Origin of the sequence: Streptomyces sp. NPDC004126 (assembly GCF_050275515.1) — a bacterium.
Classification (GTDB): Bacteria; Actinomycetota; Actinomycetes; order Streptomycetales; family Streptomycetaceae; genus Streptomyces.
Window position 1 is genome coordinate 82444 of the sequence record NZ_JBNNPF010000030.1, and the last position, 21719, is coordinate 104162.

15 protein-coding genes are annotated in these 21719 nt (G+C 73.9%); 8 read left to right on the top strand and 7 right to left on the bottom strand.

Annotated features, from left to right (window positions below; genetic code table 11):
- The first annotated feature begins 2 nt into the window (after nt 1-2).
- A complete protein-coding gene (locus ACQKM2_RS26045; RefSeq protein WP_427713847.1) occupies nt 3-1277 on the top strand; it encodes an activator-dependent family glycosyltransferase in 1275 nt (424 codons plus the stop codon).
- 46 nt (nt 1278-1323) lie between these two features.
- Here ACQKM2_RS26045 and ACQKM2_RS26050 read toward each other — a convergent pair whose 3' ends face one another.
- Both ACQKM2_RS26050 and ACQKM2_RS26055 read right to left on the bottom strand, forming a co-directional pair.
- Nucleotides 1324-2046: a YqeB family protein gene (locus ACQKM2_RS26050; RefSeq protein WP_427713848.1), complete on the bottom strand. Its 723-nt coding sequence runs from the start codon at nt 2044-2046 to the stop codon at nt 1324-1326.
- Between the two features lie 81 nt (nt 2047-2127).
- The gene (locus tag ACQKM2_RS26055; protein ID WP_427713850.1) at nt 2128-3219 is read right to left on the bottom strand and encodes a sensor histidine kinase; all 1092 of its coding nucleotides are present in this window, start codon (nt 3217-3219) and stop codon (nt 2128-2130) included.
- A gap of 459 nt (nt 3220-3678) precedes the next feature.
- Here ACQKM2_RS26055 and ACQKM2_RS26060 point away from each other — a divergent pair, with 459 nt between their 5' ends.
- From ACQKM2_RS26060 to sbnB, 3 genes are all read left to right on the top strand, one after another.
- Nucleotides 3679-5181 (top strand): 4-hydroxyphenylacetate 3-hydroxylase family protein, encoded by a 1503-nt coding sequence (locus tag ACQKM2_RS26060; RefSeq protein WP_427713852.1) that lies wholly within the window; start codon nt 3679-3681, stop codon nt 5179-5181.
- A gap of 32 nt (nt 5182-5213) precedes the next feature.
- Nucleotides 5214-6218 carry a 2,3-diaminopropionate biosynthesis protein SbnA gene (gene sbnA, locus ACQKM2_RS26065; protein WP_427713853.1) on the top strand — a complete coding sequence of 335 codons (1005 nt, stop codon included), beginning with the start codon at nt 5214-5216 and terminating at the stop codon, nt 6216-6218.
- Nucleotides 6219-6329: 111 nt separating this feature from the next.
- Nucleotides 6330-7319, top strand: a complete 990-nt coding sequence (gene sbnB, locus ACQKM2_RS26070) for a 2,3-diaminopropionate biosynthesis protein SbnB (RefSeq protein WP_427713855.1) — start codon at nt 6330-6332, stop codon at nt 7317-7319.
- An 83-nt stretch (nt 7320-7402) separates the two neighbouring features.
- On the opposite strand, the gene ACQKM2_RS26075 is transcribed toward sbnB, so the two are convergent.
- The 5 genes from ACQKM2_RS26075 to ACQKM2_RS26095 all read right to left on the bottom strand — a co-directional run bounded on the left by ACQKM2_RS26075 (nt 7403) and on the right by ACQKM2_RS26095 (nt 12243).
- Nucleotides 7403-8395: a Gfo/Idh/MocA family protein gene (locus tag ACQKM2_RS26075; RefSeq protein WP_427713858.1), complete on the bottom strand. Its 993-nt coding sequence runs from the start codon at nt 8393-8395 to the stop codon at nt 7403-7405.
- 69 nt (nt 8396-8464) lie between these two features.
- On the bottom strand, nt 8465-9091 hold the full coding sequence (locus ACQKM2_RS26080) for a dTDP-4-dehydrorhamnose 3,5-epimerase family protein (RefSeq protein ID WP_427713860.1): 627 nt from the start codon (nt 9089-9091) through the stop codon (nt 8465-8467).
- A gap of 69 nt (nt 9092-9160) precedes the next feature.
- Nucleotides 9161-10513 carry an NDP-hexose 2,3-dehydratase family protein gene (locus ACQKM2_RS26085; protein ID WP_427713861.1) on the bottom strand — a complete coding sequence of 451 codons (1353 nt, stop codon included), beginning with the start codon at nt 10511-10513 and terminating at the stop codon, nt 9161-9163.
- A 5-nt stretch (nt 10514-10518) separates the two neighbouring features.
- Nucleotides 10519-11631 (bottom strand): DegT/DnrJ/EryC1/StrS family aminotransferase, encoded by a 1113-nt coding sequence (locus ACQKM2_RS26090; protein ID WP_427713864.1) that lies wholly within the window; start codon nt 11629-11631, stop codon nt 10519-10521.
- A gap of 78 nt (nt 11632-11709) precedes the next feature.
- A complete protein-coding gene (locus tag ACQKM2_RS26095) occupies nt 11710-12243 on the bottom strand; it encodes a hypothetical protein (protein WP_427713866.1) in 534 nt (177 codons plus the stop codon).
- Between the two features lie 426 nt (nt 12244-12669).
- Here ACQKM2_RS26095 and ACQKM2_RS26100 point away from each other — a divergent pair, with 426 nt between their 5' ends.
- From ACQKM2_RS26100 to ACQKM2_RS26115, 4 genes are all read left to right on the top strand, one after another.
- Complete coding sequence (locus tag ACQKM2_RS26100; protein WP_427713868.1) at nt 12670-13005, top strand: hypothetical protein; 336 nt, start codon at nt 12670-12672, stop codon at nt 13003-13005.
- On the top strand, nt 13005-13220 hold the full coding sequence (locus ACQKM2_RS26105) for an MbtH family protein (RefSeq protein ID WP_427713870.1): 216 nt from the start codon (nt 13005-13007) through the stop codon (nt 13218-13220). Before ACQKM2_RS26100 ends, ACQKM2_RS26105 begins: the two co-directional genes overlap by 1 nt.
- Before the next feature lie 88 nt (nt 13221-13308).
- On the top strand, nt 13309-18447 hold the full coding sequence (locus tag ACQKM2_RS26110; RefSeq protein ID WP_427713871.1) for an amino acid adenylation domain-containing protein: 5139 nt from the start codon (nt 13309-13311) through the stop codon (nt 18445-18447).
- The coding region (locus ACQKM2_RS26115; RefSeq protein WP_427713874.1) for an amino acid adenylation domain-containing protein at nt 18444-21719 on the top strand (3276 nt) is incomplete at its 3' end. The genes ACQKM2_RS26110 and ACQKM2_RS26115, both read left to right, overlap by 4 nt.

Sequence of the window (21719 nt, forward strand, 5' to 3'; positions counted from 1 at the left end):
GCATGCGCATCCTGTTCACGTGCTATCCCGAGCGCACCCACTTCCTGCTCATGGCGCCGCTCGCGTGGGCGCTGCGGACCGCCGGCCACGAGGTGCGGGTGGCCTGCCAGCCGAAGCTGGTCGACGCCGTCACCCGGGCCGGGCTGACGGCGGTGCCCGTCGGCAGCGACCGCGACCTGTGGCAGGTCGCGGGCCGGCTCAAGGGGAGCGGGGCGCGGCTGGCCCCGGGCCTGGCCGAGCCGTACGACGCGGCGGAGCGCGCCGCCGGGGACATCACCCTGCCGTGGCTGCGCGAGGCGTACCGGGTGCGGATCGAGGCCGCGCACAAGATGACGAACGCGCCGCTGGCGCCGGGGCTCGTCGAGTTCGCCCGGCAGTGGAAGCCCGACCTGGTGGTCTGGGAGCCGCTGACCTTCGCGGGTGCGATCGCGGCCGAGGCCGTCGGTGCCGCGCACGCCCGCATGCTGATCGGGGCGGACGTGTACGGGATCGCCCGGCAGCACTTCCGGCGGCTGCGCGACGCCCTGCCGGAGGGCGAGCGGGGGTCCGACCCGCTCGGTGAGTGGCTGGACGGGTACGCCCGCAGGTACGGGGGCCGCTTCACGGAGTCCATGGCCACCGGCCGGTTCTCGGTCGACCTGCTGCCGCCGTCGCTCCAGGTGCACGCGCCCGGTCTTGAGTACCGCTCGCTGCGGTTCACCCCGTACGGCGGGCCCGCGGTCGTTCCGCGCTGGCTGTGGGAGCCGCCGAGCCGCCCCCGGGTGGCGCTGACGCTGGGCCTGACGGTCAGCGACCACGGCCTCGCCTATCCGGTGGACGTCCAGGACATCCTCGACCACGTCGCGGACCTGGACGTCGAACTGGTGGCGACGGTGAGCGAGAAGGCCGCCAAGGAGCTGCGGCGGGTGCCCGGCAACGCCCGGCTGGTGTCCTACGTGCCGATGCAGGCGCTGCTGCCGACCTGTTCGGCGGTGATCCACCACGCCGGGGTGGGGACCCTCACCACGGCGGCGTTCTACGGGGTGCCCCAGCTCGCCCTGCCGTGGGACGTGGACCAGCCGCTGCTGTCGTCCCGGCTGGCCGCGCACGGCGCGGGCCTCACCACGCACGCGACCCGGGCCACGGGGCGGGTCGTCCGGGAGAGCCTGCTGCGGCTCCTGGAGGACCCCTCCTTCGGGGAGCGGGCGGGCGCGCTCCGCGAGGAGGTGCGCTCGGTGCCGCACGCGAACGACGTGGCGCGGGAGCTGGTGGAACGGGCGGCCGCGGGCGGCGGGTGAGCCCGGTGGGCCCGGGGCGGCCGCCGCGCGGGCGGCCGCCCGCCGGTCAGCCGTTCAGCCGGCGCCAGTACTGGCTCTTGTTGCGGTCGCGCACGACGAGGCCGAGGCGCTGGAGGTCGCGGCGCAGTTCCTGGAGCTCGTCCTGCGAGCCGGGCTTCTTCAGGAAGGCCTGGCGGGCCTTGAACAGGGCGTGGGCCTGGGCGGGCAGCTGGGAGCTGTCCGCCACCCAGAGCTGGAACTCCGCCTTGTGGGGGTCCTCCTCGGCCCAGGCGTAGCCGTGTCCGGTGAAGGCGTCGGCGAGGCGCTGGCGATCCTGGTCGCAGTCCTCGCGGGCGAGTTCCTCGGTGCCGTGGCCGAGGAGGACGAGCTGCTTGCCGTCGCGGAAGGCCATGGCGACGTCGCCGCGCGGGTACTCCTTCGACTCTCCCTTGCGGGTGAGCAGCACCGCGGTGCCGGAGACGGTGACGGACAGTTCGCTGAACTTGACGAGGATCCCCGCGATCAGGCCGATGAGGCCGCCGAGGGCGATCGCCCCGATGGTGAGACCGGGTTCGGGGATCGAGGAGACGAGTTTGGCCGGGCCCTGCATGGGCGCCCAGGGCAGGGTCACCACCCACTTCGCGAGCACCTTGACGAGCCAGAGGAGCCCGGCTCCCAACAGTGCGAACACGAGGCAGACGAGCGCTTGGCCCCAGAGCGGCTCCGAGACCTCAGTGGATTCGCCCGACTTCGGATTCAACTCTTTCGCCACTGCTGGATCTCCTGTCATTGATCGGTGGTGCCGCGTCGCGGCGTTGTGTTCCGGTGCGCGTTCGACGCGCGGAGCCCGTCCGGGCGGGGGAGGCCGGTCCTACGGCCAGGGCAGCCGTGCCGTGATCCCCCAGCCGCCGTCCCCGGTGGGGCCGTACTCCAGCCGCCCGCCGGCCAGCGACACCCGTTCGGCGAGCCCGGCCAGGCCCATTCCTGCGGGGGCGTGCTCGGAGGCCGCGCCCCGGGGTGCGGGGGCGGGGGCCGGGTTGGTCACCTCGACGGTGAGTCCGTCGCCCTCCCCCCCGGTCACGTGGACGTTCGCGGGGGCCCCGGGGGCGTGCTTGCGCACGTTGGTGAGGGCTTCCTGCACGACCCGGTAGGCAGTGCGGCCGACGAGGTCGGGGACCGCCTGCGGGATCTCCTTGAGCAGTCTTACCCGCATTCCGGCCGTGCACGACTCCGCGACGAGTCCGTGCACGTCCGCGAGGGTCGGCTGGGGACGTTTCCCGGTCTCCGTCGCGCGCAGCACGGTCAGGACCTCGCGCAGTTCCTGGAGGGCCTGGTGCGCGCTCTCCCGGATGACCCCGGCCGCCCGGGCGATGTCCTCGCTCGGTGCGTCGGGCCGGTACTCCAGCGCTCCGGCGTGCAGGGTCAGCAGCGACAGCCGGTGCCCGAGCACGTCGTGCATCTCCCGGGCGACTTCCTCGCGGGCGCGCATCTGCGCCTGTTCCGCCCGCAGTTCCGCCTCGGAGGCCACTCTGAGGAGCAGCTGGCGCCGGTGGTGGACGAACAGCCCCCACCCGACGGCGCCGCCCTGGACGATGGTCCCGAAGACGAAGTAGTGGAACGCCGACATGGCCGGGTCCGGCCGCAGGAGGGCGTCGGAGGCGACCGGCAGCAGGCTGGCCGCGTAGACGATCACGGTGGTGCGGGGCTTGCGGTGCACGGCCACGGAGAACAGTGCCGCGACCATGGCGCCCGCGACCATCTCGAACGGTACCGAGAGGGCCATCAGGACGCAGGCCACCTCGACGGGCCTGCGGCGGCGTAACCAGAGCAGGACGCAGCCGAACGCACCGGCCAGCTGCTCCACGTGCATCCAGTTGAAGCCGAGGTCCGGGGGCACCGGTGTGCGGCTCTTCGCCGTGGCCACGCCGTAGGCCACGGCGAGCAGGAACAGGGTGGTGTCCACGATCCAGTCCCGTGGACTCCGCCGAACGGGCTGGGAAGCATTCGTGGAGTGAGGCACGGTTCGGACTTTACCGTCGTGATCTCTTCCCGCCGGAGGTCCGGACGTTGGACGATACCTTGGTCGGACTGTTGGAGACGTTCGTCTCGGACGAGGTCGCAGGACGGCTTCGCACGCACCCTCCCCCGTCTCGCCGGCGGGACGCCGCACGCGTCCGCGCGATCGTCGCGCCGGGCCGTTCCCCCGCCCGCCGGTGCCGTCGCCGCGCCGCCCCGGGAGTTCCCGGCGGGGCCCGGACGGGCAGGTCCGGCCACGCGGTCGCCGCGGAACTCCCGCCGTCCGGAGGGTTCCCGCGCCGCACCGGCGGCGCCGCCTCCAGGGCGGCCACTTTTTCCCCGAGAGAAGGCCCAGTTGACGAACACACCAGGTCCGACGAGCGACGCGCCCAACGATGTCCGCCCGATGAACGGTGCGGAGTACCTGGATTCCCTGCGGGACGGGCGCGAGGTGTACATCCACGGGGAGCGGGTCCGGGACGTCACGGCGCACCCGGCGTTCCGCAACAGCGCCCGGTCGGTGGCGCAGCTGTACGACGCGCTGCACGAGCCCGATGCCAAGGGCGTCCTGGCGGTGCCGACGGACACCGGGAACGGCGGGTTCACCCACCCGTTCTTCAAGACCGCGAGGAGCGCCGAGGACCTGGTCGCCGCGCGGGAGGCGATCGTGGCGTGGCAGCGGCGGGTGTACGGGTGGATGGGCCGCTCCCCCGACTACAAGGCGGCCTTCTTCGGGACCCTCGACGCGAACGCGGAGTTCTACGGGCCGTTCGCCGGCAACGCCCGGCGCTGGTACCGGCAGGCGCAGGAGCGGGTGCTGTACTTCAACCACGCGATCGTCCACCCGCCGGTGGACCGGGACCAGCCGGCCGACCGGACCGCGGACGTGTGCGTCCACGTCGAGGAGGAGACCGACGCCGGCCTGGTCGTGTCGGGTGCCAAGGTGGTGGCGACCGCTTCGGCGATCACCAACGCGAACCTGATCGCGCACATGGGCCTGCCGCTGCGCGACAAGCGCTTCGCCGTCACCTTCACCATGCCGATGGACTCCCCGGGTCTGAAGCTGTTCTGCCGGACCTCCTACGAGATGCACGCGTCGCTGCTCGGCAGTCCTTTCGACTACCCGCTGTCGAGCCGGCTGGACGAGAACGACTCGATCATGGTGCTCGACCGGGTGCTGGTGCCGTGGGAGAACGTGCTCATGTACGACGCGGCCGCGGCGAACTCGTTCGCGACCCGGTCCGGGTTCCTGGAGCGGTTCACCTTCCACGGGGTCACCCGGCTCGCCGTCAAGATCGACTTCATCGCCGGCTGTCTGCTGAAGGCCGTCGAGGCGACCGGGACCTCCGGGTTCCGCGGTGTGCAGGCGCAGATCGGCGAGGTCCTCAACTGGCGGGACATGTTCTGGGGCATGTCGGACGCGATGGCGAAGTCCCCCACCGAGTGGGTGAACGGCGCCGTGCAGCCGAACCTGAACTACGGCCTGGCCTACCGGACCTTCATGGGCATCGGCTACCCGCGGATCCGCGAGATCATCCAGCAGGTCGTCGGCAGTGGGCTGATCTACCTGAACTCCCACTCCAGCGACTGGAAGAACCCGGAGATCCGGCCCTACCTGGACCGCTACCTGCGGGGCTCGCGCGGGATCGAGGCCGTCGACCGGGTGAAGCTGCTCAAGCTGCTGTGGGACGCGGTCGGCACGGAGTTCGCCGGCCGGCACGAGCTGTACGAGCGCAACTACGGCGGCGACCACGAGGGGGTCCGGGTGCAGACCCTGCTGAGCTACCAGGCGCGCGGGCAGGCCGACGCCCTGAAGGGCTTCGCGGACCAGTGCATGTCGGAGTACGACCTCGACGGGTGGACGCGCCCCGACCTCTTCGGACCCGAGGACCTGATGGGGAGCCGGTGACCGCGCGGACGCTCGGGGGGATCCTGGCCACGGTGGGGAACACGCCCCTGGTCGAGCTGGAGCGGCTGTCGGCCGACCACGGCCTGCGGATCCACGCCAAGATGGAGCGCTTCAACCCCGGCGGCAGCATCAAGGACCGGTCCGCGCTGGCCATGCTGCTGGAGGGCCTGCGCACCGGGGAGGCGGTGCCGGGCAGGACCACGGTGATCGAGTCCAGTTCGGGGAACCTCGCGATCGGCCTCGCACAGATCTGCTGCTACCACGGGCTGCGGTTCATCTGCGTGGTGGACCCGCGCACGACGGAGCAGAACCTGGCGATCCTGCGCGCCTACGGGGCGGAGGTGGAGCTCGTCGCCGTGCCCGACCCGGTCACCGGGGAGTTCCTGCCCCAGCGGCTGCGCCGGGTCGCCGAGCTGGCGGCGGGCGTGCCGCACGCCTACGTGCCGGGCCAGTACTCCAACCCGCTCAACCCGCGGGCGCACCTGGAGACGATGCGGGAGATCCACCAGGCCCTGCCGGGCCCGGTGGACTACGTGTTCTGCGCGACCGGCACCACGGGGACGCTGGGCGGCTGCGCGGCGTACGTCCGCCGGCACGGCCTGTCCACGACGGTCGTCGCGGTCGACGCGGTGGGCAGCAGGCTGTTCGACTCTCCGGTGTCCTGCTCCCGGCTGATACCGGGGCACGGCGCCGCCGTGGTGCCCGCCCTGTTCGACCCCACCGCCGCCGACCGCGTGGTGCACGTCAGCGACCTGGACGCGGTGGCCGGCTGCCGCCGGCTGGTGCGGCGCGAGGCCATCCTCGCCGGGGGGTCCTCCGGGGCCCTCGTCGCCGCGCTGGAGCGGCTCGCGCCGGAGATCCCGGCCGGGTCGACCTGCGTGCTGATCCTGCCGGACGGCGGGGACCGCTACCTGGACACCATCTACTCGGACCACTGGGTGCGCCGGCACTTCGGCGAGGTCCCGCTCCCCGCGCCGGGCGCCCACGGCGCCGGCGACGCGTACGGGGCGCTGCCCGCGGCCACGGCTTCCGGCTGAGCGGGGGCCGCGCGGACGCCGCGGCCCCCGCCCCCGGTCACCGACGAGGCCCGGGTCCCGACAGGGGCCTGGGCCTCGTTCTCAGATCCCCTCGGCACGAAGGAGACTCCCTTGCTGGTCATCGGTCATCGTGAAGTGCGCGACACCATGCGGGGACAGGAGGAACGGATCCTGTCGCTGGTCGCCGACACCTACCGGCTGCACGACGAGGGCCGCACGGCCCTGCCCCGGTCGGTGTTCCTGCGCTTCCCCGACAGCCCGCGCGACCGCATCATCGGCCTGCCCGCCTATCTGGGGGGTGAGGACCCCGCGGCCGGGATGAAGTGGATAGCGAGCTTCCCCGGCAACATCGCCGCCGGCAAGGAGCGGGCCAGCGCGGCCATGATCCTCAACTCCACGGACGACGGCCGTCCCGAGGCCCTGATCGAGGCCTCCCTCATCTCGGCCCGGCGCACCGCGGCGTCCGCGGCGCTGGCCGCCGGCCATCTGGTGACCGGCCCCGAGCCGCACGGGATCGCGCTGGTCGGCTGCGGCCCCATCAACCGCGAGGTGCTGCGCTTCGTGAAGGTCCGGCTGCCCGGGCTGCGCGAGGCCGTGCTGTACGACACGGACCCCGCCCGCGCCGAGGCCTTCGCCGCCGAGGCGGCCGGGGCCGCGCCGGACCTCGTGTTCAAGGTGGTCGAGCGGGTGGAGGAGGCGCTGGGCTCGCACCGGCTGGTCTCCCTCGCGACCTCCGCGGGCGAACCCCACATGGACCTTTCCGGGTGCCGGCCGGGGGCGACCGTGCTGCACGTCTCGCTGCGCGACCTGACCGTGGAGTCGATCCTGGGGGCGCAGAACGTCGTCGACGACGCCGACCACGTGTGCCGGGAGCGGACCTCGCTGCACCTGGCCGAACTGGCCTCAGGAGGCCGGGAGTTCATCGACACGACGATCGGTTCGCTGCTGCGCGGAGGGTCCGGCTTCCGCCGGGACCCGGAGCGGACCGCGGTCTTCTCCCCGTTCGGACTGGGCGTGCTGGACCTGGCCCTGGCGCGCTGGGTGCGCGACGAGGCGCGCGGGCGCGGGGCGGGCACCCGGGTGGACGGCTTCCTGCCGTAGGGGCCCGCGCCGGCGCCGTTCCCCCGCGCACGCGAACGGCCGGTGCCCCGCCCTTCCTGGCGGGGCACCGGCCGCTTTCCGGCTCAGACCTCGACGACCAGCGCGTTCGCGCGGATCTGCTGGACCAGCTCGGCCTGGCGCAGCGAGCCCTCCTGGTGGTCCCGTACGTCGAGGCCCTTGAGGACGGCGGCCGCGAAGGTGTCGACGACGTTCGCGAACTGGTGGTCGGCGGGCAGCACGAACTGCTCCTGGTGGTCCTGCCGCTCGATCCGCATCACGGGCTGGTACGTCTCCGGCGGCGTGAAGGCCCGGTCGAGCACGATGCGCCCGGTGCTGCCGGAGAGGCCGTAGGTGTTGCGGTACGAGTGCTCCATCCCGAAGGTCAGCCGGGCGGGCACGCCCTGCGGGGTGCACAGCAGGACGCTGCCGGACAGCACCACGCCCAGGTCGCGGTCGTGCCGGAACACCGCGCCGACGACCTTCAGGTCGCTGCCGAGGAAGTACTGCGCGGCCCGGACCGGGTAGCCGCCGAAGTCGAGGAAGGCCCCGCCCCCGACCTCGCGCTGGTAGCGGATGTCGCCGGCGGGCTTCGGCGGGATGGTGAACGCGCTGGTGAACCCGCGCAACTCGCCGATGGCGCCCTCGGCCAGCGCCTTGCGCACCGCCGTGTGCTGGGAGTGGTAGAGGAACATGTAGTTCTCCAGCAGCACCAGCCCCCGCGCCCGCGCGTCGGCGACCAGCCGGGCGGTGTCCCGGGCGTCCGCCGTCAGCGGCTTCTCGACCAGGACGTGCTTGCCCGCCGCCAGGGACCGGGAGACCCACTCGGCGTGCAGCCGTCCGGGCAGCGGGATGTAGACGGCGTCGACGTCCTCGCGCTCCAGCAGCGCGTCGTAGCCCACGACCGGGGTCCCGCCGAACCGGCCGGTGAACCGGGCGGCGGTCTCCGCCCGGCGGCTGGCGACGGCCGCGACCTCCACGGCGGGGTGGGACTCGATGGCCGGGAGCGTGCGCCGCCAGGCGATGTCCGCGCACCCCATGATCCCGATGCGCAGTCTGTCGCTCGTGCTTTTGAACATGTGGAAGAACTCCGCTCAGCATGGGGTGAGAAGACGGGCGCCCGGTGGGCCGGGACGCCCCGTGGGGCGTCAGCCCCTGGTCGAGCGCTGCCTCAGCGCCTCGTAGTGGGCGAGGCACTCCTCGTAGGTGGGGAGCATGCCGAGTGACACCGCCTCCGCCAGGGTGGGCGCGGCGGCGTCCTTCTCCGACATGACGGGCGGTTCCTCAAGACCCCACGGAATCCCGATGTCCGGGTCCAGCGGGTTGACCTCGATCATCGTGCCGGGGATGTAGGCCTCCGAGCACAGGTAGTTCATGCACGCGTCGTCGGTCAGGGTGAGGAACGCGTGGCCGATGCCGTCGGCGAGGTAGACGGCGGTGCCGGACTCCTCGTCCTGCGGGGTGATCTCGTACATCCCGAAGGTGGGGGAGCCCACCCGCAGGTCCACGGCCACGTCCAGGACGGCGCCGCGCACGCAGGTGACCAGCTTGGCCTGACCGGGCGCGAGCGCGGTGCTGTGGATGCCGCGCATGGTGTTGCGGCAGCTGAGGGAGTAGTTCGCCTGCCCGACGGTGAAGGGATAGCCGATGATCTCCGTCAGGATCTCGGCGCGGAACGCCTCGTAGAAGGATCCGCGTCGGTCCGGGTACTTGTTGGGGACGATCCGGTAGGCCCCCTTGATCTTCGTTTCGGTTACTCGTGCCGCATCAAACATGGCCCACCCGTCTCGGAATCTCGCGCGCGTTCACGTCCCCCGGCCCGTCCGGTCCGGCCGTCCGCCGGCTCAGCACAGGCTGGCCAGGCAGGTGAGCAGGGACCGGGCCTCGATGTTGAGGTAGTGCCCGTGACGGAGCAGATCGGTCAGCTGACGGACCGTCATCCAGCACAGGTGCGGGGGGACGTCGGCCGGGAAGTCGTCACCCACCTCGATGATCTGGTAGCGCGTGCCGGCGTGGTGGAAGCGGCCGCCCTCCTCCGACAGGACCTGGTCGTACCGCGTCGTGCCGCCGCCCGGCAGCAGGGCGTCCCGGAGGAAGGGCTCCCGGACCGCGTCCACGTCCTGGCCCGCGTGCAGGTGCACGGTCGGCGCCATCTCCACCTGGTCCATCAGCCCGTACTCGGGCCGGGCCCGCACCAGGAGCCGGAGCGTCCCGTCGACGGTACGGGCGACGAACACCGCCCGGCCCTCGCCGCGCGGGTCGAGCAGGGGCTGCGTCCACCGCGCGACCTCGCGGTTGCCGGCCGTGACCTCGACCGCGATGACGCGGAAGCTCTCGGCCGACTCGTCGGTGATCTCCCAGTCGTCGCGCTTCCAGCCGGCGACGTCGGCCAGCGGCATCAGCCGCGCGGTCCAGTCGATGCCGGTCTTCGCCTCGTTGAACCAGCCGAGGACGCCCACCGCGCCGTCGGGGCCGAACCGGCCGTCCGTCGCGGGCCGGTCCCGGTAGGAGCGCACGAGCGCGTCGCGGAAGGGGTCCGCGGTGGGCGCGGCCGAGTCCTCGGGGACCAGGAAGGGCATGCAGGACAGGACGGTGCGGGCGTCCATGTTGACGAGGTGGTCCACCGCCATCAGTTCCCGGACCAGGTCCAGGGGGAGCCAGCGGAAGTCCTCGTGCTCCGGCACGTCACCGGTGGCGAGCACCACCATGTTTCGGTTGCGCTTGCGCCAGAACCAGGCGCCCTGCTCGGACTGGAGGACGTCCACGAGCACCCGGCCGCGGTCCGGCCCGGTGAAGTGCTCCAGGTACCGGGTGGACGTCCCGCGGTGCACCTTCATGTAGTTGCTGCGGGTCGCCTGGACCGTCGGGGAGAGCTGGAGGGTGTTGGAGTTCCCCGGCTCCATCTTGGCCTGCATCAGGCAGTGCAGGACGCCGTCGAACTCCTTGACGAGGATGCCGAGGATGCCGATCTCGGGCTGGTGGATGACCGGCTGCGCCCAGACCTCCGTGCCGCCGTCGCGGACCTGGAGGCCCTCGACCGTGAAGAAGCGGCCGCTGGCGTGTCCGAGGTTGCCGGTCAGCGGGTCGAAGCCCCAGGATCCGAGGGCGTCGAAGGGGACGCGGCGGACCGAGAACTCCCCGGCCTGGTGGCGTTCGGCCCACCAGGCGTGGAACTCGGCGGTGGACTTGAGGATCACCTGGCTCAGAGCCTTCCCATGACGTCGAACAGCGCGTCGATGACCCGCTCCTGCTCCTCGTCGGAGAGGGAGGGGTACATGGGCAGGGAGAAGATCTCGTCGGCCACGCGGGTGGTGACCGGCAGCGCGTCCGGGCCGTACCCGAGGTGGGCGAAGCCGGACTGGGTGTGCACCGGCCACGGGTAGCTGATGTTCAGAGCGATGTCGTGGCGGGCCTTCAGCTCTTCGATGATCTTGTCCCGGAGCGGGTGGCGCACCACGTAGACGTAGTAGACGTGCTCGTTGCCCGGCGCGGTCTTCGGGGTGATCAGGTCGGTGCCCTTGAAGGCGTCCTCGTACCGGTCGGCGAGGGCCTTGCGGCGGGCCGTGTAGGCGTCGAGGCGGGTGAGCTTGCGGCGCAGGATCTCGGCCTGGACCTCGTCGAGGCGGCTGTTGTAGCCGGGGGTCTCGACGACGTAGTAGCGGTTCTCCATGCCGTAGAAGCGCAGCCGGCGCAGCCGGGCGTCCACCTCGGGGTCGTCGGTCACCGTGGCGCCGCCGTCCCCGTAGGCCCCGAGGACCTTGGTCGGGTAGAAGGAGAACGCCGCGGCGTGGCCCATCGTGCCGGCGAGCGCCCCGTGGTGGCGGGCGCCGTGCGCCTGTGCGCAGTCCTCCAGGACGAGCAGGCCGTGCTCCTCGGCCAGCGCCCGCAGGGGGGCCATGTCGACGCACTGTCCGTACAGGTGGACCGGGAGCAGGCAGCGGGTACGCTCGGTGATGGCGCCGGCGACCTGGTCCACGTCCATCAGGTACGTGTCGGGGTCGATGTCGACGAACACCGGTACGGCGCCCACGAGGTCGATCGCGATGACGGTCGGGGCGGCGGTGTTCGAGACCGTGATCACCTCGTCGCCGGGGCCGATGCCCAGGGCGCGCAGGCCGAGCACGATCGCGTTGGTCCCGTTGTCGACGCCGACGCAGTGGCCGAGGCCGTGGTAGTCGGCGAACTCACGCTCGAAGGCGCTGACGCTCTTCCCCAGCACGAGTTGCCCCGAGCTGAACACCGTGTCCACCGCGTCAAGAATGTCAGCGCGTTCTTCGTCGTACTCGGGCAGGTAACCCCATACATGCTGGGTCATCGCGGCACGTCACCTCCAACAGGGTTGTCGTCAGGATTGCAAAGGTCGGCCGTGGGAGAAATCCCGGCCTCTGGAGTTTCAGACGATCTTCTCCAGGAGGGCCACGCCGTGCGTATTCCAGTCTTCACGGTGAATTGCGAGGACGTGAACGTCCCACAGCTTTCCGTGGAAATACGTGTGATCGGGCAGGACCGCCTCGGTCCGCACCATTGGATCGTGTTCGCCGCCGAATCCGATGGCACTGATGTCGGGCGACGTCCGGTGAATGTACACCTTGCGGGTGCGCCACATGGAGAACGCGAAGTTCGCGGTCAGCGCGTGGACCTCGCCGCTGATTTCGCCGGCCGTCTCCGCGGTGAGGTGGACCTCGATCCGGAGGTGGCCCGCCGGGTTGACGGCGGAGACGGTGCTGAGCCCGACGACCTCGTCCGTGTCCTTGTCGCGGACGAGGAAGCAGGCCGACAATCCCTCCCCGAAGGTCTTGGCGAACACGTCCAGCACGGGCAGCCCCGCGGCGCCCAGCCGGAGGAGGACCTCGTACGCCGCCGCGGCGTCGTCGGCGCCGGCCGGGCGCAGCACGACCCGCCGGGTCTCGGTGTGCGGAAAGAACATGGGGCACTCGCCTCTTCTGCCGTGGTCACCACCGTCGACCGGTGTCCGGCCGCGCGTCCCTCGAAATTGCGTGCCGACGGGATTACGGTCGGCAATGCAGAGGCCCCTGGCGCCTCATCGGCCGGGGCGAGGGAATCACCGGACCGTACGCACGCGCGCCGATGGGGGTCAAGACTTCCCGGAGAGACCCTGCCGAATATCGGACCCGGCGGCCCGGCGCACGGCGGGCCGGCCCCCGGTGCGGTCTGCGGTGTCTCGCCGGCGGGACGCCCGGAACGAAAAGCGGGTATCGGAGCATTGACCCTGCGGCAGGCACCGATCTACGGTCGGACCCGGTCAGCGGCAGGACTCGAATTCGTCCGGCAGATACCCGACCGACCCCTCGGACAGTTCATCCGCGTAAACCATTGAGGAGCGAAAGCGAACATGATCCTGGACAATGAGACCGTCGCGGAAGAGGCCCCGACCTTCATCGAGGAATTCACGGAACTGATCCGCCGGACGGCCGCCGTCATCTGTGCCGAGCAGCCCGACGTCCCGGAGCCGGAGGAGCTGCGCGACCTCGACTCCTTCTCCATGGTCCAGGTCCTCCTCGACCTGGAGAACGAGCTCGGCCTGAAGGTGCTGGAGGGGCTGGAGGGGTTCAACGGACGCACCTTCCAGGAGATCGCGGAGCACATCGCCGAGATCGCCCACCGCGCGGGCACCTACCCCGAGTTCGAGGCCAACGTGCGGCGCATCGTCAACTCGGACTCCGACTGATGGGCGAGCAGGACGACGACCGCACGTACCTCGTGGTCCACAACGACGAGCAGCAGTTCTCGATCTGGTGGGCCGACCGGCCGCTGCCGCAGGGCTGGTACGCCGAGGGCACGGAGGGCAGCCGGGAGGCGTGCCTCGCCCGCGTCGAGACGGTGTGGACCGACATGCGCCCGCTGAGCCTGCGCCGCCGGATGGAGCGGGCCGCCGCCGGCTGAGCGGGCCGACGGTCCGGACCGCGGGCCCTCCGGCCGACGGCCTTCCACCTGCCCGCCCCGGTCCGGGGCGACTCTCCGAGGAGCATCAGTGAACGACGGGACGCTGTCGGCCCCCGCGCACCGGTCGCCCGTGCGACCCGACACGGCGGGGGCGCCGGACGCGCTCCCGCTCCTCTGCGACCTGGTGGTGGCCCGGGCCGCGGCCAGGCCCGACGCGCTCGCGGTCGACGGCGCGGCCGCCGGCACGGGCTCCCTCTCCTACGGGGAGCTGGCACGGCGGTCCGCCCGGCTGGCGGGGCGCCTGGTCTCCCTCGGCATCGGGCCGGGCAGCCTGGTGGGGGTGTCCCTGCGGCGCGGCCCCGGCCTGGTCGTGGCGCTGCTGGCGGTGTGGCGGGCGGGTGCCGGCTACGTGCCGATGGACCCGGACCACCCGGCCGAGCGCCTCTCCTGGACCCTGGACGACACGGGTACCCCGCTCGTGCTCACCGAGCGAGCCGTCGTGGCGGCGTTCCCGCGCCGCGAGGGAACCCGGCTGCTGGTGCTCGACGAGCCCGGCGCGGCGGACGGCGGCCTGCCGGGAGGGGAGTTCGCCCGCTACGCCTCCCCGGGTGCCGGTGACCCGGCCTACGTGCTGCACACCTCGGGCTCCACCGGCCGTCCCAAGGGCGTCGTGGTGCCGCACGGCGGGATCGCCAACCGGGTGCGCCACCTGGTCTCGCGGCACGCTCTGGGCCCCTCGGACCGGATGCTGCTGAAGACCACGATCGGCTTCGACGCCGCCGGGCTCGAACTGTTCGCCCCGCTCGTCGGCGGCGGCACCGTCGTCCTCGCGCCGAACGGCGTCGAGCGCGACCCGGCCGCGATGCTCGGCGCGGTGGCCGCCGGCCGCGTCACCGTCCTCCAGGCCGTGCCCTCGGTGTGGAACGCCCTGGCCAACTCCCCCGGCTGGGAAGGCTGCCACGCCCTCAGGCTGCTGTTCAGCGCCGGCGAGCCGCTCCACGCGGAGCTGTGCCACCGGCTGCTGGAGCGCGTGCCGGGGGCCGGGATCTGGAACACCTACGGGCCCACCGAGTGCTCGGTGGACATCACCGAGCACCGCTTCGACCCCGACCGCGACTCGGGCCCGGTACCCGTCGGCCGCCCCATCGGGGGGCTGAGCGCGCTGTTGCTGGACCCGGACGGACGTCCCGTCGGACCGGAGGGCACCGGGGAGCTGTACGCCGGCGGCGTCGGCGTCGCGACCGGCTACCTCGGGCGCCCCGCGCTGACCGCGGAGCGCTTCGTACCCGACCCGTACGGCCCGCCCGGATCGCGGCTGTACCGCACCGGCGACCTCGTGCGCCGCCGGGCCTCGGGCGAGCTGGAGTACCTCGGCCGGCTGGACCGGCAGGTCAAGGTCAACGGCGTGCGGATCGAGCCCGGGGAGATCGAGGCGGCGCTGCTGGCCCACCCGCGGGTGGACGCGGTCGTGGTCGACGCGGTCGCGGACCGCGACGGCGGGCGGCGGCTGGTGGCCTGGATCCAGCCGCACGGGACCGCGCCCGAGCCGGGCGAGCTGCGGGAGTTCGCCCGCCGGGCCCTGCCGGAACAGTTGGTTCCGCACGTGTTCACCACCGTGGCCGCCTTCCCCCGGACCGCGAGCGGCAAGACCGACCGCGCCGCCCTCCCGGCGCCCGGCTCCGACGCCGGCGCCCTGCCCCGCGTGGCGCCGCGCACGCCCGCCGAGCAGGCCGTCGCCCGGGCCTGGGAACGGACGCTGGACCTGCCCGCCGGCACGGTCGGCGCCCACGACGACTTCTTCGCGGCCGGCGGCTCCTCCCTGCTCCTGGGACGGCTCGCGGGCCTGCTGACCGCCGCCTCGGGGCGGCGGATCGAGCTGCGCGCCCTCTTCTCCGCCGTCACCGTGGCGGACCAGGCCGCCCTCCTGGGCCGCGCCGCAGACTCCCCCGTCGCGGACGGTGCGGCGGAGTACGGGCAGGACGCCGTGGTGCCCGTACCCCGCGGGGACGCGCTGCCGCTGTCGAGCGGTCAGCAGGGCCTGTGGCTGCTGGAGCGGATGCGGCCCGGCAGCCCCGAGTGGGCCGACCTGGTGTGGATCCGGCTGCCCGGCGCGTGGACGGAGCGGACCGTGTCGTCCGCCCTCGGGATGCTGGCGGACCGTCACGAGATCCTGCGCACCCGCTACGCGCTGCGGGGCGAGCGGCCCGTCCAGCTCGTGGACGCCCCCGGCCGGGCCGTGGAGCTGCGCGTCGCCGAGGCGGCCGACGCCGGGGCCCTGCGGCGGCTCGCGGCGGCGGAACTGGGACACGGCTTCGACCTGGAGCACGGACCCGTGTGGCGGGCGCTGCTGGTGCGGACCGCCGGCGGCGGCCAGGTGCTGCTGCTGGGCATCCACCACATCGCCTGCGACGGCTGGTCCTCGGTGCTCCTGGACCGGGACCTGCGCGCCCTGGGCGAGGCCGTGCACACCGGCGGCCGGGCCGTGCTCCCCGAGGTCCCGGTGCAGTACGCGGACCACGCCGCCCGGCAGCGCCGCCTCGACGAGGCCGGCGCCCCGGGCGACCGCGAACTCGCCCACTGGAGGGCCGTCCTGGACGGCACCTCCCCCGTGGAGCTGCCGGCGGACCGCCCGCGCCCCGCCGAGCGCGACGGGCGGGGGGCCCTGCGGACCTTCACCGTGCCGGCCGGGCTGACGGAGCGGCTGGCCGCCCTCGGCCGGGAATCGGGCGCCACCCTCCACCAGACCCTGCTGACCGGCTTCGCCGCCCTGCTGTCGCGGCTCTGCGGCCGCCCGGACGTCACCCTCGGCATGCCCGTCGCCGGCCGCGACCGGGCCGAGGTCGCCGAGACCGTCGGCTACTTCCTCAACACCCTCGTGCTCGCCTGCCGCCTGGACGGCGGCCTGCCGGTCCGCGACGCGCTGGCCTCGGTGCGCGAGACCGTACTGGACGCCCTCGCACACCAGGACCTGCCCTTCGAGCGGCTCGTACGGGAGCTGCGGCCGGAGCGCGACCCGTCCCGCACCCCGCTGTACCAGGTCATGTTCGACTTCCACGAGGAGGGTCGCACCGGTACCGCCCTGGCCGCGGACGACCTGGCGGCCTTCGCGGGCGCCTGGTGCTCCGCCCGCACCGACCTCACCTTCGTGGTGCAGCGGCAGGCGGACGGCAGCCTGCTGGGCATGGTGGAGTACGCGACCTCCCTCTTCGACGCGGCCACCGTGGACCGGCTGGCGGCCTGCTGGGTCCGGCTGCTGGAGTCCTTCGCCGACTCCCCGTCGGCCCCCCTGGAGACGGCCGAGCTGCTGCCCGACGCCGAGCGCGCCCGCCTGCTCGCCCTCGGCGCGGCCGATCCGGCCGCCGCGGGCGAACCCGACGGCTGCGTCCACGCCGCGTTCGCCGAGCGGGCCCGCCGCACCCCGGACGCCGTCGCCGTCGTGTGCGGCAACGAGCAGTGGTCCTACGCCCGGCTGCGGGACCGCGCCGACCGGTTCGCCCGGCGGCTGCGCGCCCTGGGGGCCGGCCCCGAGACCGCGGTCGCCGTGATGCTGCCGCGCACCCCCGACCTGATCGCCGCGCTGCTGGGCGTCTGGCAGGCCGGGGCGGCGTACGTGCCGCTGGACCCGGCCGGGCCCGACGAGCGGCTGGCGTACGTACTCGGCGACTCCGGCGCCGCGGTGCTGGTGACGGACGGGGCCGGCCGCGCACGGCTGGCCCCCCGCCACCGGGGCGCCGTGCTCACCGTGGACGCCGTCGACGGCGTGGACGGCGTGGACGGTGCCGACGGCGCGCCGGCCGCGGAGGTCCCCGGGGACGCCGGGAACGCCGGGGACCCGACCCGCCTCGCCTACCTCGTCTACACCTCCGGTTCCACCGGCCGCCCCAAGGGCGTGGCCGTCGAGCAGCGTTCGCTGCTGCGGCTGCTGCGCGCGTCCGCCGCCCACCTGGAATTCGGCCGCGGGGCGGACGACGCCTGGCTGGCGCTCGCCCCGGCCACCTTCGACATCTCCTTCACCGAACTGGTGATGCCGCTGGTGTCGGGCGGGCGGGTGGTACTGGCCCGGGAGGACGAGGCCGACGACCACGCGGGACTGCCCGGGCTGATCGACCGCACCGGCGTCACCCACCTCCAGGCCGTGGCCCCGCAGTGGCGGATGTTCCTGGACGCCGGGGTCGGCCACGCCCGGCTCGTCGGGCAGACCGGCGGCGAGCCGTGCCCGCCGGACCTCGCCCGGGAACTCTCGCGCCGCCTCAAGCGGTTCGTGAACGAGTACGGCCCGACCGAGACGACCGTCGCGGCGACCCGCTGGGAGGTCCCCCGGGACGTGACGGCCGTCGCCGTCGGGCGGCCGTACCCCCACGCCAGCGCCCGCGTCCTGGACGGCCTGCTGCGCCCCGTGCCCCCGGGCACGACCGGCGAGCTGTACGTGGGCGGCGCCGGAGTGGCCCGGGGCTACGCGGGCCGGCCCGCCCTGACCGCGGAGCGCTTCGTCCCCGACCCGTACGGCCCGCCCGGATCGCGGCTGTACCGGACCGGGGACCTGGCCCGGACGCTGCCGGACGGCACGATCGTCTTCACGGGCCGCGCCGACGGGCAGACCAGGATCCGCGGCCGCCGGGTGGAGCCCGGCGAGGTGGCGTCGGTGCTGGCCGAACACCCCGCCGTGGCCCAGGCGGTGGTCGTCGCCCACGGGACCGGGGACGCGGCCCGGCTGGTGGCCTACTGCGTGCCCGCGGACGGGCCGCTGCCCGCGCGCGGCGAACTGCTGGAGCACTGCGCGCGGCACCTGCCCGACTACATGCTGCCGACGCTGGTGGTGCCGCTCGCGGCGCTGCCCCTGACCCGGCACCACAAGACCGACCTCGCGGCGCTGCCCGCGCCCGACCTGAGCACGGCGGCCGACGACGTGCCGTACACCGCACCGCGGGGGCCGCTGGAGGAGGGCATCGCCGCGATCTGGCGCGCGGTGCTCGCCGGACCCGACGGGCGCGCGCCGCGGATCGGCACCGCGCACGGCTTCTTCGCGCTCGGCGGGGACTCCGTGCGCGCCGCCCGGGTCGTCGGCCGGATCCAGGAGGAGTACGCCGTGGTGCTGCCGCTGCGCACCCTCTTCGACCGGCCCACCGTCGCCGGGCTCGCCGAGGCCGTCGAGGAAGCCGTACGGCGCGAGATCGCGGAACTGAGCGATGCCGAGCTGGACGCCGCACACAGGGAGTACCACTCATGACCGAAGCCACCCCGTCCGCCGCGGCCCTGCGCGAGGAGCTGCTGCGCCGGCGGCTGTCCGGTTCCGCCCGGCGCGTCCGCCGGGACGTCCCGCGCCTGTCCCGCGAGGAGCCGCTCGCGCTGTCCGCCGGACAGCGCCAGATGTGGTTCCTGCACCAGCTCGACCCGTCCGGTCCGGAGTACCTGCTGCCGATGGCGTACCGGCTGCGCGGACCGCTCGACGCGGAGGGGTTGCGCCGGGCCTTCGACCTGCTGTGCGAGCGCCACGAGATCCTGCGCACCCACTACGTGCCGGTCGGGTCGGAGCCCCGGCAGGTGGTCCGGGAGCCGGGGCCGGCCGACTTCGCCGTGGTCGACCGCACGGGACGTACGGACGCCGAACGCGGGGCGGTGGTCCGCGAGACGGTCGGGGAGGAGTCGCTGCGGCCCTTCGACCTCGCCGCCCGGGCCCCGCTGCGCGCGCGGCTGGTCCGCTTCGCCGAGGACGACCACCTGCTGGTCGTCGTCCTCCACCACATCGCCTGCGACGCCGCCACCCGGCCCCTGCTGCTGACCGAGCTGTCCGAGCTGTACCGGGCGGGCGCCGAGGGGCGCGCGCCCGTCCTGCCCGCGGAGCCGGTGCAGTACGCCGACTACGCGGGCCGGCTCAACGCGGAGCAGGACGGCCCGGAGGCCGCCCGCGCGCTCGACTGGTGGCGTTCGCACCTGGCCGGGCTGGGCTCCCTCGGCCTGCCGACCGACCGTCCGCGGCCGGCCGTACGGTCCTGGGCGGGCGCGACGGAGCACTTCACGGTGCCCGCGCCGGTCGCCGGGCGGCTGTCCGCCCTGGCCGCCGAGGGCGGCGCCACCCCGTTCATGGTGCTGCTCACCGCCTTCCAGGTGCTGCTGTCCCGGTACGTCGGGACGCGTGACGTGGCCGTCGGCACCTCGGTGTCGGCGCGGATCCGCCCCGAGCTCGCCACGATGGCCGGGTACGCCTCCGACAGCCTCGTGATGCGCGCCCGCTGGGACGGCGACGAGTCCTTCACCCGGCTGCTGGAGCGCAACCGGGACACGGTGCTGGCCGCCTTCGACCACCGTTCGGTGCCCTTCGACCGGCTGGCCGACGCCCTGGAACCGGAGCGCGACCTGTCCGCCACCCCCGTCTTCCAGGTGATGTTCGACCTGGTCCGGGCCGACGCCGCCGAGCCCCTCGGGCTGCCCGGGGTGACGGCCGAGGCGGTCGGGGTGCCCGGCCGGATCTCCCGCTTCGACCTCACCGTCCATCTGGAGGAACAGGCCGACGGGTCCCTCCGGGGCGCCCTGGAGTACGCCACCGCGCTCTTCGACGCGTCGACGGCCCGGCGGATCACCGGCCACTACGGCAGCCTGCTGGGCGCCGTCGCCGCCACCCCCGGTGCCCGGGTGTCGGAGCTGGACTTCTTCGGCGCGGACGAGCGGGCCCTGCTGCTGGACGGCCCGTCCGAGCCCCTGGGCACCCGTACGCCGCTGGACCCCGGGGCGCTGCGGCCCGTGCACGAGGAGATCTCCCGCCGCGCGGCGGCCACCCCCGGGGCGACCGCCGTGGTCCACGGCGGGCGGCGCACGACGTACGGGGAACTCGACGCGCTGGCCCACCGCATGGGCCGCCGGCTGCGGGACCTGGGGGCCGGGCCCGAGAGCACCGTCGCCGTGCTCCTCGACCGGGGCCCCGAGCTGGTGGCCACCCTGCTGGCCGTCTGGCGCGCCGGCGCGGCGTACGTCCCGCTCGACCCCGGGTACCCGGACGAGCGGCTGCGGTTCATGCTCGCCGACACCGGCACCCGGCTCGCCGTCACCGAACTGCGGTACGCGGAGCGGCTGGCGGGTACCGCCGCCCGGTGCGTGGTGATCGACGGGGCCGCCGAGCGCGCGGCCGTCGAGGCCCTGCCCGCGGCCCCGCTCGAACCGCCGGCCGGCGGCTACGACGTGGACCACCTCGCCTACGTGATCTACACCTCCGGTTCCACCGGCCGCCCCAAGGGCGTGCAGATCACCCACCGGGGGCTCGCCAACTACCTGGGCTGGACCGTCGACGCGTACGCGAGCGCCGGGACGGGCGGAGCCGCGCTGTTCTCCTCCGTGGCCTTCGACCTCGGCATGCCCGACCTGTTCACCCCGCTGATGACGGGCCAGCCGGTCCATCTGCTCGACCAGGACCTCGACATCACCGAGCTGGGCCGGCTGCTGCTGGAGGGGGCCCCCTACGCGTTCGTCAAGCTCACCCCGGGCCACCTGGACCTGCTCTCCCGTCAGCTGTCGGCACAGGAGCGCCGGGACCTGGCCGGGCTGGTGATCGCCGCGGGCGACTCCTTCACCGGGCGGCTGGCCAACCGCTGGCTGGGGCCGGACGGCGCCGGGGGCCGGCGGCTGGCCGCCGAGTACGGTCCCACCGAGATCACGGTCGGCAACTCCGCGTACTTCGTCGACGGCCGGGTGGACTCCGAGCTGGTGTCCATCGGCCGGGCCATCCCCAACACCACGATGCGGGTCCTGGACGGGGACCTGCGGCCGGTGCCGATCGGCAGCGTCGGCGAGGTGTGCGTCGGCGGCGTCGGACTGGCCCGCGGGTACGCGAACCGGGCGGGCCTGACCGCCGAGCGCTTCCTGCCCGACCCGTACGGTCCGCCCGGGTCCCGGCTGTACCGGACCGGCGACCTGGCGCGGGTCATGCCGGACGGCGACCTGGACTTCGTCTCGCGCGTCGACCACCAGGTCAAGCTGCGCGGCTACCGGATAGAGCCGGGTGAGATCGAGACCGCGCTGACCTCGGACGCCGCCGTGGCCGAGGCCGTCGCCCTCGTCAGGGAGGACGCGCCGGGCGACCGGCGCCTGGTGGCCTACCTGGTGCCCGCGCCCGGCGCGGACGCCGCCGCGCTCGCTCCGGCCCGGCTGCGCGGGCTGCTGGGCGCGCGCCTGCCCGAGTACATGGTGCCGTCGGCGTTCGTCACGCTGGACGCCCTGCCGCTGACCGCCAACGGCAAGCTGGACCGTACCGCCCTGCCCGCGCCCGAGCGCGCCGCGACGGCGGTCGGCGAGCACGTCGCCCCGCGCGACGAGGACGAACGGGCCGTGGCGCGGGTGTGGTCCGAGGTGCTGGGCCTGGAGCGGGTCGGCGTCCACGACAACTTCTTCGACCTGGGCGGCGACTCCCTGCGGGCACCGACCGGGCCGTGCGCCGCCACCTGGACGCCCTCGGCTGGCACGCGGTGCGCTGCGACGGCCACCTGGCCTTCTTCGGCGACCACACCCTGC